This window comes from Megasphaera stantonii, from assembly GCF_025567065.1.
In the GTDB taxonomy this organism is placed as follows: Bacteria; Bacillota; Negativicutes; order Veillonellales; family Megasphaeraceae; genus Megasphaera; species Megasphaera stantonii.
The window spans coordinates 280,296-293,220 of record NZ_JAOQKD010000001.1 but is presented as its reverse complement, the minus strand read 5'-3'; the positions used below and the strand labels follow the sequence as shown (position 1 = coordinate 293,220).

Below are 12,925 nucleotides of genomic sequence, written 5' to 3'. Positions count from 1 at the left end.
TGAGAGAGAGAAAATATATAAAGGAATGTGGTATCGGAATTATTGACGAGCCGCTTTGACGGAAGCGATGAACTTTTTAGCTGCTTCGGTGATTTCAGCCGGCGTTTTTCCGCCGCCTGTCAGCGCTCCGCCTGCACCGACGGCTACGCAGCCGGCTTTGATCCATTCGCCGGCGTTTTCGGCGTTGACGCCGCCTGTCGGCATGAGAGGAGCCTGAGGAATGGGGCCGTGGATGGCTTTGATGGCTTTCATGCCCAAAATTTCGCCCGGGAAGATCTTGATGACGTCGGCACCGGCTTCAAGAGCTGCGATGACGCCGTTGAGGGTCGTCGTGCCGGGCATGACGGCGATGCGGTAGCGGTTGCACAGCTTGACCGTTTCCAAATCGAAGGCCGGCGAAACGATGAACTGCGCGCCGTTTAAGATGGCGATGCGGGCCGTGACGGCGTCGAGGACGGTGCCGGCGCCGATGACGACGTCGGGGTTATCGGCATATTTCTTGGACAACGCGGCGATGACTTCATGAGCCTGAGGCGTCGTGAAGGCCAATTCGATAATCGTGACGCCGCCGGCGATGCAAGCGTCGGACATAGCCATGGCTTCTTCCGCGTCTTTGCCGCGAATGACGGCGCAAACGCCGACTTCCTGAATTTTCTTTACTACGTCGATCTTATCCATCATGTGAGTTCCTCCTATACATTCTGCTTGATCTTTTCAATCATGTCTGCGTATTCTTCGTCGGTCAGGAAGACGCGCTGCGGGTTCATCTCGAAGGTCGTGTTCCATTCGAACTGGTCCTTGTACTTCGGCACGAGGTGGACGTGCAGGTGACAGCCTGTGTCGGCATAGGAACCGTAGTTGATTTTGTCGGGATGAAAGGCCGCGTGGATGGCCTTGGCGGCGCGGGCTACGTCGTCGTAAAAGGCATGGCGTTCTTCGGCGCTCATGTCAGTCATTTCGCTGATGTGGTCCTTGTAGGCGACGATGCAGCGGCCGGGATGGCTCTGTTCCTTGAATAAGATGAGCATGCTGACGGACAAATCGCAGATGTAGATGCCGAACTTCGCCAGCGGCTCGCCTTTTACACAATATCCGCAGTGGGTGTCGATCATAACCAATCTCCTCCTATCGATGTGAAGAATACGGGAAGGCCGGCGAATTCGGCGTCGGCTCTTCCTGCATAAACTTGTATACTAGTATTATATCAGATAGTTCCCAATGATTTCAATCTATTTTCCAAGATTATTCGATGGTGCCGTGTTCCCATTTGCCGTTGTTCAGGTCTTCGGCAATCTGTTTGAATTTGTCGTCTGTCAAACCGTAGAAGAAGTACAGGATGATGGCGGCAATGCCGAGGGCGACGCCGGGGTACAAGGTCATGGCGGCCTTGATGCCCGTCAGGGTCATTTCGCTCTGTACGGCGTTGGCTACATAGCCCGTGAGGACCAGGATGCCCGAGCTTACGATAGCGGCGATGGCCTGGGCGATTTTGCGGGAGAAGTTGAAGGCCGCGTAGGTAATGCCTTCTTTACGGATGCCGTTGTGCCATTCGCTGTAGTCGATGACGTCGGAGACGAAGGCCCACGTAATGCCGTTCGGAATCGCCAGGGCGACATAGCCGATAGTGACGAGGATGATGAAGGAATAGAGGTTCGTCGGGATGACGAAGTTCAGAATGTCTGCCGCGCAGCCGATGAGCAGGCCGCCGATGGCTGTCTTTTTCTTGCCGAACATCTTTACCAGCTTCGGAATGAGCAGGATGCCGATGACCGAGCAGCCCATCATGATGCCGTTGACGACAGGCTGCAGGCCCATGTGGCCCAGGTTATACTGGCAGAAGAAGATCATCATCTGGTTGTTCGTATTCATGGCGGAAATCGTGAATAAGGTCATCAAGATAATGCACAATAATGGCTTGTTGGTAAATACGATTTTGATGTAGTCCGAGAATTTCGCTTTCTGTTCCTTCGCCGTATTTCTCTTGACGGGAACGTGTTCGTGACAGTTGAAGTAGCAGATGGCAAAGCCGAGGACACCGACGACAGCCATGACGATGGAAGCTACGAAGAAGCCGTGATGGGGCTGGTCAAAGAGCAGTACGATGGGGACGAAGGCGATGCCCGTAATGAGCTGGGCCCCGATGGAGCCGGCCTGACGGGTCGTAGCCATCTGGCTTCGTTCTTCGACGTCGCGGGTCATGACGCTGGCTAACGATGCGTAGGGGATATTCGTGAAAGAATAAACCAGGCCCCAGGCCATGTAAGCGCCGTAGGCGAAGAGGATTTTGCCGGCTGTGGAAATTTCCGGCATCGTAAAGGTAATGACCGTGAGGATAGCGAGGATGATGCTGGAAATCATCATGACCGGGCGGAATTTGCCGCGGGGGCCGATGTTTTTGCGGCTGTCGATAGCCGAACCGGCGATAGGATCCATGAAGGCGTCGAAGATCTTCGTGAAGGCGAAGATCCCGGCTACGGCGCCGGCGGGGATAGTGCAGACGTCGATCCAGTATTTCGTCAAATAGGCCTGGCCCAAGTCGAACATGAAGCCGTTCCCAAAATCGCCGAAGCCGTAACAGATTTTTTCACGCCACGACAGTTTGACGTGGTCCGTTTTGGCGGCGTCCGTTCCGACGGCCGCCGTTGCTTGTTCGCTCATAATAGTTCCTCCTTATAAGGTAACGCCGTTCTTAAAGATAGCCAATTCGTGCTTGTCCAGTTTTTCCGACTTGGCGTGGATCTTGCCTGAGGCGACGTCGAGGATGTACTGGAAAAAACGGTCTGCTATACTATCCTTTGCTTCGCCTTCCGCTATCGTTCCGGCGTTGAAGTCTATCCAATTTGTTTTAAATCCGGCCAATTTGCTGTTGCTGGAAATCTTGATGGTCGGTACGGGGCAGGCGAAGGGCGTGCCCCGGCCTGTCGTGAACAGGACCATGTGGGCTCCCGCCGCGGCAAGGGCGTTGGACGCGACTAAGTCGTTGCCCGGTGCCTGCAGAAGGTTCAGCCCTTTTTTGACGGCCCTGTCGCCATAGGACAAGACGTCTTCGACGATGGCCCGGCCGCCTTTCTGGACGCAGCCCAGGGATTTGTCTTCCAGCGTCGTAATGCCGCCTGCCTTGTTGCCTGGCGACGGGTTTTCGTTTACCTTTTCGCCGTAGCTCATGAAGTATTCTTTGAAATCGTTGATCAAGGAGACGGTCTTATCGAATACTTCCTCGTCGCGGGCCCGGTTCATGAGCAGCGTTTCGGCGCCGAACATTTCCGGCACTTCCGTCAGGATTGACGTGCCGCCGGCCGCGACGAGGCGGTTGGAAATTTCTCCGACCAGGGGATTGGCCGTAATGCCGGACAACCCGTCGGAGCCGCCGCATTTCAAGCCGATGGTCAGGAGCGACGCGTCGCAGGGCTGGCGGTAAAACTGGTCGGCATAGGCGCACAATTCCTTGACAATAGCGGTTCCGGCGGCGATTTCGTCTTCTACGTCCTGGCAGACGAGGAATTTTACCCGATCGGGGTCGTACTCGCCGATGACCTCTTTCATGAGGTCGACCTGGTTGTTTTCGCAGCCCAGGCTCAGGACGAGGACGGCGCCGGCGTTGGGGTTGTGGACGAGGCCGCTCAGCACCTTCTGCGTATGGAGCTGGTCGTCGCCGAGCTGGGAGCAGCCGTGGGGATGGCTGTAGGCGTAAATGCCGTCGATGCGTTCCGTTTTAAATGGCTGGGACGCCTCTTCGATGGCCCGGGCGATGCCGTTGACGCAGCCTACTGTCGGGATAATCCACACTTCGTTTCGGATGCCTGCCGTGCCGTCAGGACGCTTGTAGCCGAGAAATTCGTAGGTCTTGTCCGTCGTCAGTTCCCGGCGGTCGGCTTTTTCCGGCTCGTAGGTGTAATGGAGCAGGTCGCCGAGCTTGCTCTGCACGTTGTGCGTGTGGACCCAGGCCCCGGCGGGAATGTCTTCCTTGGCCGTGCCGATGGGAAAGCCGTATTTGACGACGTCCTGCCCCTTGGCGATGGGGACGACGGCGAGTTTATGGCCTGCCGGAATATCGTCCAAGGCGGTCAAGGTCGTATTCCCGACCGTAACGGTTTCGCCCTTAGAGACGGGGCTTACGGCGACGGCTACGTTGTCTTTTTCGTGTATCTTAAATACTGCCATAGTCTGTCTCCTCATGCGTCCCGGCCCAGCTCTTCGATGTGGGCTTTTACGCCGACTTCGGCCATGCGGTCGATGTGGGCCGTTACGGCGTCGGCAAATCCGGCGATAGCCGTCAGATCTTCGCCCCAGAAATCGCTGCGGCTCATGACGGCCCGTACGTATTCGGCTGTCGCCTTGGCGGCGTTTTCCTTGATGAAGGCCAGCTTTTCGGCGTCGTCGTGGATTTCATAGGTGTTGCCGGCGGCGCGGGAGCCGATGAGGCAGCCGTCGCCTTCTTCTGTCGAGCGGTAGAAGGCCAGCAGGGCCGCTAAGGAATAGGTCAGCCATTTCGGCAGCTTGCCCGTGGCGGCGACGCTGTCCTTGAAGGTCGGCAGGATGCGGCCCTTCCATTTGGAAATGGAGTTGAGGGAAATAGCTAGCAGGGCGTGGTTGACGAAGGGGTTTTCAAACCGTTCGTATACGGCCTTGGCGAAGGCTTCCGCCTTTTCCTGCGGCAAGTCGACAGTCGGCACGATTTCCCCGAACACCGTCTGGTCCAGAGAGCGGCGGACGACGGGGTCGGCCATGCACTGGCCGACGTAATCGAGGCCCGACAGGTAGGCGCCGAGGACCATAGACGTATGAGCGCCGTTCAGGATGCGGACCTTCTGTTCTTTAAAGGCTTGGATATTATCGGTAAATTCGACGTGGAATTTGTCGGAGCCGATGGTAAATTTGTCAGCTAAGGACGGGTCGCCGATGACCCAGAGGGAGAACGGCTCGGCCTGGTCGAGGAGGGCGTCTTCGTAGCCCAGCTCTTCCTGAATGGCGTCGATATTGCCGGCCGGGTAGCCTGCGACGATGCGGTCGACGAGAGTGTCGACGAAGCGGCAGGCCGAAGCGAGCCAGGCGGTAAAGGCGTCGTCTAAGTTCCACAGGGCAGCGTATTGGAGGACGCAGCTTTTGAGGAGCTGGCCGTTGTCGTCGTTTAATTCTGTCGGCACCATGACCAGGCCCTTCTGCATGTCGCCTTGGTAATAGGTATACCGTTCGTAGAGGAACTTCGTCAGCTTGGCCGGGAAGGTCGACGGCGGGCAGTCGGAGAACTGGTCGGCTTCGTTGTATGCGATGCCGGCGTCGGTCGTATTGGAAATGACGAATTCCAGGGCGTCTTCATGAGCCAGGGCCATGAAGGCGTCGTATTCGTCGCGGGCGCTGATGACCGAATCGATAGAGGTTATGACGCGGTTTTCCTTATATACCTGGCCGTCCTGCTGGCCGCGCAGGCAGACGGTGTAGATGTTGTTCTGCTTGGCAAAGCGGTCCGTCTTGCCCGAGCGGGGCAGGATGACGGCGATGTTGCCGTTAAAGTTGTTTTCTTCGTTGGCGATGTCGACGGCGTAGTCGGCAAAGGCCCGGAGGAACACGCCTTCGCCGAACTGCAGTATCTTGATCGGGCGGGACGGGCGCGTATAGAGTTCGCTTACATTTTTCATAGGTCTGTCCTTCTCCTGTGCTGAAATTTACATCTTAAAGCCGAAGTAGGCCGCTACGTTGTTGTAGCAAATATCTTCGACGAGCTGGCGGAGAGCGTCTTCGTCGTTAGGATATTCACCGTTTTCTACGAGATTGCCGATCCAGTTGCAGAGGATGCGGCGGTAGTATTCGTGGCGGGCGTAGGACAGGAAAGAACGGGAGTCGGTCAGCATGCCGAGGATATTGCCGAAGACGGACAGGTTGGCGATGCTGGTCATCTGGTCGATCATGCCCTGTTTCGTATCGTTGAACCACCAGGCTGCGCCCTGCTGGATTTTGCCGCGGGCTTCCGGTCCCTGGAAGCAGCCGATAATCGTGCCGATCATGGCGTTGTCCGCCGGCGTGCCCGAGTAAAGGATCGTTTTCGGCAGGATGCCCAGTTCATGCAGATGGTCGAGGAAGGCTGCCAGGCCCTTGCCGCAGTTGCCGGCGGCGATGCTGTCGAAGCCCGTGTCGGGGCCGAGCTTTTTGTACATTTCCGTGTTCAGGTCGCGGAGCGTCGCGAAGTGGAGCTGCATGACCCAGCCGCGTTTGTAGTATTCGCCGGCTAAATAGGTGAGGACAGCCGTTTTGTAGGCTTCCGTTTCTTCAACTGTTACCGCTTCGCCGCTGAATGCCTTGGCCATGATGGCGTCGACTTCGTCTTCGCTGGCCGGGCGGCAAAATACGTATTCGAGAGCGTGGTCCGTAGCGCGGCAGCCCATGTCTTCGAAGAAGGCGATGCGCTTGTCCATGGCCGTGCGGATGTCGGCGAAGGTCTTGATTTCCACGCCGGCAGCTTCGCCGAGGCGGGCCATGTATTCGGCGTAGCCGGCCTTATCGATGTTCAGCAGTTTGTCCGGGCGCATAGCCGGGTATACCTTGGCGCTGCAGGTCTGTTCTTCTTTCAGCTTCTGATGCCATTTCAAGTCGTCAGCCGGGTCGTCGGTCGTGCAGATGACCTTGACGTTGGACTGTTTGATGAGGCCCTGGACGCCCATGTCGGCGTCTTTCAGCTTGGCATTGCACTTTTTGAAGACTTCTTCGGCGTTCTTTTCATTGAGCGGTTCGGTAATGCCGAAGTAGCGCTGCAGCTCTAAATGGCTCCAATGATAGAGGGGATTACCAATGGCTCTTGGAAGCGCTTTCGCGTATTCGATGAATTTTTCCAAATCCGTCGATTCCTTGCCGGTAATCTTTTCTTCCGGCGTGCCGTTGGAGCGGATGAGACGCCATTTGTAATGGTCGCCGCCGAGCCATACCTCCGTAATGCTGTTAAAATGGCGATCTTCTGCGATTTCCTGAGGGGAAATGTGGCAGTGGTAATCGATGATCGGCATCGTTTCAGCGTAGTTGTGGAACAGGCGGCGAGCCGTTTCCGTTTCTAATAAAAAGTCTTTGTCCATGAATTGTTTCATAATGTAATGCGTCTCCTTTCATGTTTTCGACGGTATCTCCACTTACTTTACTGTAAGCACTTACATTTGTTACTGTAAATGTACTACGGAAGAACATGGTTGTCAACGCAATATGCCGCAATTGTATAGGAATAGAAAAAATAAGGCGTTTTCATGCGTTTATCTCATTAAAAATTATGTGAAAAAACTATCAAAGTGTTGGAAAATAGATTCCTCTTCGCTATATATCTTGGAAAAACAGGGGATTTTTTCTCTGGACAGCGTAAAAAATAGCTCTCGCATAAAGCGCTTACAATGAATAAGTTATTCCATTTCCATTTTTATGCTATAATATGATAAAGCGCCGCAGCAGAGGCTGCGGCAGCGAGATTTTACGAGCAATACAAGAGGAATGATACGTTCATGAATATAACGATTTACGATATTGCCCAGAAGTGCGGCGTGTCTATCGCTACGGTATCGCGGGTGCTCAACGGCAGCAGCCGCGTCAGCGAAAAGACCCGGGCCCGCATTCTGGAAGTCATGAAGGACATGGGGTACAAGCCCAATCCCTTTGCCCGCGGCTTGGGCCTTGATTCCATGAAAATCGTCGGCGTAATTTGTACGGATGTAGCCGATATTTTTTATGCCCGCGCCGTGTCGCTGCTGGAAGAGGGCCTGCGCCGCCACAACCTGGACGTCATGCTGTCCAATACGGGCGAGGACCGGGGCCGCAACAGCAAGTACATCACGGATATGACGGCCAAGCACGTCGATGCCATCATCACGATCGGTACGCCCTTTTCGTCGGAAAAGGATATACGGCAGCTGCAGCAGGTCGCGGAATCTGTCCCGGTCATTACGATCAACTGCGACTATCATCTGCCGAACATGTACAGCGTCGTCTGCAATGAAAAGGAAGGCATGCGCAAGCTCGTCCATTGGCTGGCGGAAAAGGGATGCCGCAAGCCGGCGTATTTATACGATTTCCTGACCTACAGCGGCCGCCATAAGCTCGACGGATTTTATCAGGGCTGCCGGGAATTGAAACTGGACGTGTCGGACGAGCGGATCTGCCAGATCGAGCGGACCCTCGAGGCGGCGGAAGCCAGCGTCGACCGCCTCGTCGCGTCGCAGTGCGAATTCGATGCCATTCTGACGTCGGAAGACGTGCTGGCCGTCGGCGCCCAGCGGGCTATGCTGCGCAGCGGCATGAACGTGCCCGTCGTCGGCTGGAACAATTCGATTCTGGCCCAATGCGCCACGCCGACCTTGTCGAGCGTAGACAATAAGCTGGCCAGTCTCTGCGCCGCCGCCGTCAATTTGGTGATTACCTTGACGGAAAACGGCGGAGACGCCGTGCCGGTGCGGACGGAATTCAGCGCCGATCTGGTAGAACGAGAAAGCTTCCGCCTGTAAGGGATAGGGGCGGAGAAACGAGGACAGGATATATGAAAATTCAGGATATACGCGTCGGGAAGGTGAGTATTCCCTTAAAGACGCCCTTTAAAACGGCCCTGCGGCGCGTCGATACGGCAGAGGATTTGATCGTGCAGGTGCGGGCTGACGATGGCTCCGTCGGCTACGGCAATGCGCCGGCGACGGTCGTCATTACCGGCGACAGCCACGAGTCCGTTGCGGCGGCGATCCTGCATACGATCGGGCCGAAACTCGTCGGCCGGGATATCGACGACAGGGAAGCGATATTGCAGGCTATCCAGTCGGCTATGGTCCACAATACGTCGGCTAAGGCCGCCCTGGACATGGCCGTCCACGACTTGTTCGGCCAGCGGTACGGCATGCCGCTGCACCGCTTTTTCGGCGGGGCGAGATGCCGCGTCGTATCGGATTTGACGGTCAGCGTCAACGAGCCCGCCGTGATGGCCGCCGACGCGCGCCGTGCCGTCGCCGCCGGGTATCGCCATATCAAGGTCAAAGTCGGCCTCGACGGAGCCGAAGATTTCCGGCGCGTCCAAGCTGTGCGGCAGGCTGTCGGGCCGGATATTTCCATCCGCCTCGACGCCAATCAGGGCTGGAAGCCGAAGGAAGCCGTGCGGCTCATCCGCCGTATGGAGGATGCGGGACTGGACATCGAATTGGTCGAGCAGCCCGTGGCGGCCTGGGATTTCGAAGGGCTGAAGCAGGTGACGGATCATGTCGATACGGACGTCATGGCCGACGAGAGCGCTTTCAGCCTCCGCGACGTCTTCCGCTTGTTGTCCATGCGGGCCTGCGACCTCATCAACGTCAAGCTCATGAAGGCCGGCGGCCTGGGCCCGGCGGCAAAGATAGCGGCCCTGGCCGAAAGCGCCGGCGTCGGCTGCATGATGGGCTGCATGCTTGAGAGCAAGGTCGGCATTACGGCGGCGGCAGCCTTGTCGGCCGGCCGGACCGTATTCGTCAAAAACGACCTGGACGCCGCCGATTTGATGGCCAGCGACCCCGTAGAAGGCGGCATATCCTATGAGGCGAATGAGCTCGTCCTGCCGGAACGGCCGGGCTTGGGCATTACCGGCGTCAAAGGGTGGAAAGAACTGTAATTTCAGTTGACACTGCCTTTTTCCATATCCTATAATAATACGAGTATTACAGGCTGATTTCGCGTGGAATCAGCCTCTTTATATACGCAGATAAAGGAGGAACTCATGCGTTTACGGAGAAAACCGTGGATTGACGAGGCCATTTTGGATTACGCTTCGTTCGTCCACTTGGAACATTGTGAAGAACATAAAGGAAAATGGCGGGAGCTGTTCGAAGACCCGGACAAGCCCTTGTGGGTAGAGCTCGGCACGGGCAAGGGGAATTTCATTTCCCAAATGGCCCAGCTCCACCCGGAAGCAAATTTCATCGGCATTGAAATTCAGGTCGGCGTCCTGTATTACGCTGGCAAGAAATGCGCCGCCGCCGAGGTGAACAACGTCCACCTGCTGCGGTTCGACGTGGCCCGTTTGGAAGAAATCTTCGCGCCCGGCGAGGTATCCCGCTTTTTTATCAATTTCTGCGACCCCTGGCCGAAGAAGCGCCACGCCAAGCGCCGCCTGACGTACCGCGATTTTCTCGACCGCTACGCCCGTCTGCTGGCGGAGGGCGGCCGCATCGATTTTAAATCTGACAACGCGGGCTTGTTCGACTTTACGCTGGAAGAATTTAAGGAACGGCAGTGGCAGCTGTCGGAAGTGACGTACGACCTTCATCACAGCGATATCGTCAACGAAGCGATGACCGAATACGAAGCAAAATTCAGCGCGAAAGGACAGCCTATTTTTCATTGCGCGGCTATGCCGCCGGCCGGAGGAATAGGTCATGACGAAGGAAACTAAAGAACTGCGGCGGACCTACTGGGCCCTGCTGACGGCCTTTGCCCTGCTGGTCGCTATGGGTATGGCCAACGTATTCAGCGCGACCTTCGTGTCCGACGGCGTTCACGGCCGGTTTTTCAATCACCTGATGCGCCAGGCCATTTTTTTCGCCGTCGGGCTGGGGCCGGCGCTTTTCCTGTATAAAAAAGATTACCGCATATGGCGGAACTATACGAAGTGGATTATCATCGGAGCCGTCGTCCTCCTGCTGATCGTCTTTCCCATCGGCATCGTCGTCAACGGCGCGCGCCGCTGGATCGGCGTCGCCGGATTTACCTTCCAGCCATCGGAGGTGGCGAAGCTGGCCGGTATTTTGTATGCAGCGTCCCATTTAGCCGATTTCTTGGAACGGCGCAAGCCCATTGAGTTTTTATACCGCCTGTCTCATGGCAAAGACGTCGTATTCTGGCGGCGGCTGCGGTTTGTGCCCCATATCGCCTTATGGGGGCCGCTGCTCATGTTCCTGCTGGTCATGGAGCAGCCTGACGCCGGCACGGCCTTCGTCATCCTGGCGATTCCGGCGGTCATGGTCTTTGCCGGCGGCGCGCGCCTGTCCCACATCAAGTGGCACTGCGCCGTGCTGGGCGGCGGCGCGCTGCTGTACCTATTGTCGGCGCCGTACCGCATGAACCGCATCATCGCCTGGCTCGACCCTTGGGAATATGAAAAGACCCTGGGCTACCAGACGGTGCAGAGCCTCATCGCCATTGGCTCCGGCGGCATCCTGGGACAAGGCATCGGCGACGGCGTCAGCAAATTCAGCTATCTGCCCGAAGCCCATACGGACTTTGCCTTTGCCATACTGGCCCAGGAATGGGGTCTGCGCGGGTCTATTTTTATCCTGCTCCTGTTCTGTACGGTCGTCTACTTCGGGGCCATGACGGCCTGGAACTGCCGGGATAAATTCGGCATGTTTACGGCATTGGGCATTACGCTGTATTTCGGCGGCCAGGGCTTTATCAACATCGGCATGGTCTGCGGCGTCCTGCCCGTCGTCGGCGTGCCCCTGCCCTTTATCAGCTACGGCGGCACATCCCTGGTCGTCAATATGGCGGCGGCAGCCCTGCTGCTCAATATTTGCCGGCAAAATTACAAGCAAGCCATGGAGCGGGCCGCGGCGGAACCGCAGCCTGTCCTGCGGTCCATGAAGGAAGAAACGCGCAGCCGCTTTCCCCTGCGCTGATTGCATTAGGAGGAATATATGGAACAACGAAGGATTATTCACGTAGAGGAACGGCTGCCCCTGCTGCCGACGATTCCTCTCAGCCTGCAGCATTTGTTTGCCATGTTCGGCTCGACGGTGCTCGTGCCGTTCCTGCTGCACGTAGATCCGGCGACGGCCCTGTTTATGAACGGCATCGGCACGCTCATTTACCTGACCATCTGCAAATGGCGGCTGCCGGCGTACCTGGGCTCGAGCTTTGCCTTTATTTCGCCGGTCCTGGCCGTCTGTGCCGTGCCGGGCATGTCCTACGGCGACGCCCAAGGGGGCTTCATCGTCTTCGGCCTGTCCTTTATCGTCATTGCGGCTCTCGTCGACAAAATCGGCACGAAGTGGATTGACGTCCTCTTTCCGCCGGCGGCGATGGGCTCTATCGTAGCTATTATCGGTCTGGAGCTGGCGCCCCTGGCTATGACCATGTCGGGCTATATAGGCGAAGCCCAGGGCATGTCCAACGAAACGGCTATGATCATCTCGACCTTTACGCTCATCGTCACGATTCTCACCAGCGTATTGGGCCGCGGATTTTTAGGCATCATTCCCATCCTGGTCGGCGTCGTCGCCGGCTATATCCTGTCGTATTTCATGGGCGTTGTCGACTTGAGCCACGTACAGGAAACGCCGTGGTTTGCCTTCCCGACGTTCTACAAGCCGGAGTTTAACCTCAGCGCTATCATGATGATCATGCCGGCCCTGTTCGTCGTACTGGCCGAGCACCTGGGACACCTTTTCGTGACCAGCGACATTGTCGGCCGCGACCTCATCAAAGACCCGGGCCTGCATCGCTCCCTCTTTGCCGACGGCGTGTCCAACGTCCTGTCGGGCCTTCTCGGCTCGACGCCGAATACGACGTACGGCGAAAACATGGGCGTCATGGCCATTACAGGCGTATACAGCACCTGGGTTATCGGCGGCGCCGCCGTCTTCGCCATCATCTTTTCCTTTATCGGCAAGATAGCCGCCCTCATCCACGCCATTCCGACGCCGGTCATGGGCGGCGTGTGCATTCTCCTGTTCGGCTTCATCGCCGCGTCAGGCCTGCGCATGCTCGTTGAAAAGAAGGTCGACTACACCCGGTCGAAGAACCTCATCCTCACGGCTGTGACGATGATTTCCGGCCTCAGCGGCGCGACCATCGTATTCGGTCCTGTCCAGCTCAAAGGCATGGGCCTTGCGACGGTCGTCGCCATGGTGCTGAGCCTCGTCTTCCTGCTCTTTGAACGGCTTCATTGGGCCAATAAAAATTAAAAAATATGCAAAAGACCTGCTGCATGGGCGGCAGGTCTTTTGTT

General features: G+C 56.8%; 11 protein-coding genes. 5 read left to right on the top strand and 6 right to left on the bottom strand.

Annotated features, from left to right (window positions below; genetic code table 11):
* Nucleotides 1-39 precede the first annotated feature (39 nt).
* The 6 genes from OCV58_RS01340 to uxaC all read right to left on the bottom strand — a co-directional run bounded on the left by OCV58_RS01340 (nt 40) and on the right by uxaC (nt 7,073).
* A complete protein-coding gene (locus OCV58_RS01340) occupies nt 40-681 on the bottom strand; it encodes a bifunctional 2-keto-4-hydroxyglutarate aldolase/2-keto-3-deoxy-6-phosphogluconate aldolase (protein ID WP_232818735.1) in 642 nt (213 codons plus the stop codon).
* 11 nt (nt 682-692) lie between these two features.
* Nucleotides 693-1,112 (bottom strand): HIT family protein, encoded by a 420-nt coding sequence (locus tag OCV58_RS01335; protein ID WP_154876655.1) that lies wholly within the window; start codon nt 1,110-1,112, stop codon nt 693-695.
* A 130-nt stretch (nt 1,113-1,242) separates the two neighbouring features.
* Nucleotides 1,243-2,658, bottom strand: a complete 1,416-nt coding sequence (locus OCV58_RS01330) for a glycoside-pentoside-hexuronide (GPH):cation symporter (protein ID WP_154876654.1) — start codon at nt 2,656-2,658, stop codon at nt 1,243-1,245.
* 12 nt (nt 2,659-2,670) lie between these two features.
* Entirely contained in the window at nt 2,671-4,161 is a 1,491-nt protein-coding gene (locus OCV58_RS01325; protein WP_154876653.1) for a UxaA family hydrolase, read from the bottom strand.
* A gap of 11 nt (nt 4,162-4,172) precedes the next feature.
* Nucleotides 4,173-5,636 carry a tagaturonate reductase gene (locus OCV58_RS01320; protein WP_154876652.1) on the bottom strand — a complete coding sequence of 488 codons (1,464 nt, stop codon included), beginning with the start codon at nt 5,634-5,636 and terminating at the stop codon, nt 4,173-4,175.
* Between the two features lie 27 nt (nt 5,637-5,663).
* On the bottom strand, nt 5,664-7,073 hold the full coding sequence (gene uxaC, locus OCV58_RS01315; RefSeq protein WP_095629307.1) for a glucuronate isomerase: 1,410 nt from the start codon (nt 7,071-7,073) through the stop codon (nt 5,664-5,666).
* Nucleotides 7,074-7,475: 402 nt separating this feature from the next.
* Between uxaC and OCV58_RS01310 the strand changes: the two genes are divergently transcribed.
* The 5 genes from OCV58_RS01310 to uraA all read left to right on the top strand — a co-directional run bounded on the left by OCV58_RS01310 (nt 7,476) and on the right by uraA (nt 12,881).
* Nucleotides 7,476-8,471 carry a LacI family DNA-binding transcriptional regulator gene (locus tag OCV58_RS01310; RefSeq protein ID WP_107195440.1) on the top strand — a complete coding sequence of 332 codons (996 nt, stop codon included), beginning with the start codon at nt 7,476-7,478 and terminating at the stop codon, nt 8,469-8,471.
* A 32-nt stretch (nt 8,472-8,503) separates the two neighbouring features.
* The gene (locus OCV58_RS01305) at nt 8,504-9,592 is read left to right on the top strand and encodes a mandelate racemase/muconate lactonizing enzyme family protein (RefSeq protein WP_095629308.1); all 1,089 of its coding nucleotides are present in this window, start codon (nt 8,504-8,506) and stop codon (nt 9,590-9,592) included.
* 105 nt (nt 9,593-9,697) lie between these two features.
* Nucleotides 9,698-10,372 (top strand): tRNA (guanosine(46)-N7)-methyltransferase TrmB, encoded by a 675-nt coding sequence (trmB, locus tag OCV58_RS01300; protein ID WP_087477925.1) that lies wholly within the window; start codon nt 9,698-9,700, stop codon nt 10,370-10,372.
* On the top strand, nt 10,356-11,594 hold the full coding sequence (locus OCV58_RS01295) for an FtsW/RodA/SpoVE family cell cycle protein (protein ID WP_154876651.1): 1,239 nt from the start codon (nt 10,356-10,358) through the stop codon (nt 11,592-11,594). The genes trmB and OCV58_RS01295 overlap by 17 nt, the downstream gene beginning before the upstream one ends.
* Before the next feature lie 18 nt (nt 11,595-11,612).
* Nucleotides 11,613-12,881: a uracil permease gene (gene uraA / locus OCV58_RS01290; protein WP_087477927.1), complete on the top strand. Its 1,269-nt coding sequence runs from the start codon at nt 11,613-11,615 to the stop codon at nt 12,879-12,881.
* The last annotated feature ends 44 nt before the right edge of the window (nt 12,882-12,925 follow it).

Bases quoted from the DNA above. Each gene is read 5' to 3' on its own strand.
- OCV58_RS01310 (WP_107195440.1), top strand. From the start codon at position 7,476: ATGAATATAACGATTTACGATATTGCCCAGAAGTGCGGCGTGTCTATC.
- OCV58_RS01320 (WP_154876652.1), bottom strand. From the start codon at position 5,636: ATGAAAAATGTAAGCGAACTCTATACGCGCCCGTCCCGCCCGATCAAG.
- OCV58_RS01305 (WP_095629308.1), top strand. From the start codon at position 8,504: ATGAAAATTCAGGATATACGCGTCGGGAAGGTGAGTATTCCCTTAAAG.
- uraA (WP_087477927.1), top strand. From the start codon at position 11,613: ATGGAACAACGAAGGATTATTCACGTAGAGGAACGGCTGCCCCTGCTG.
- uxaC (WP_095629307.1), bottom strand. From the start codon at position 7,073: ATGAAACAATTCATGGACAAAGACTTTTTATTAGAAACGGAAACGGCT.
- trmB (WP_087477925.1), top strand. From the start codon at position 9,698: ATGCGTTTACGGAGAAAACCGTGGATTGACGAGGCCATTTTGGATTAC.
- OCV58_RS01325 (WP_154876653.1), bottom strand. From the start codon at position 4,161: ATGGCAGTATTTAAGATACACGAAAAAGACAACGTAGCCGTCGCCGTA.
- OCV58_RS01295 (WP_154876651.1), top strand. From the start codon at position 10,356: ATGACGAAGGAAACTAAAGAACTGCGGCGGACCTACTGGGCCCTGCTG.
- OCV58_RS01335 (WP_154876655.1), bottom strand. From the start codon at position 1,112: ATGATCGACACCCACTGCGGATATTGTGTAAAAGGCGAGCCGCTGGCG.
- OCV58_RS01340 (WP_232818735.1), bottom strand. From the start codon at position 681: ATGATGGATAAGATCGACGTAGTAAAGAAAATTCAGGAAGTCGGCGTT.
- OCV58_RS01330 (WP_154876654.1), bottom strand. From the start codon at position 2,658: ATGAGCGAACAAGCAACGGCGGCCGTCGGAACGGACGCCGCCAAAACG.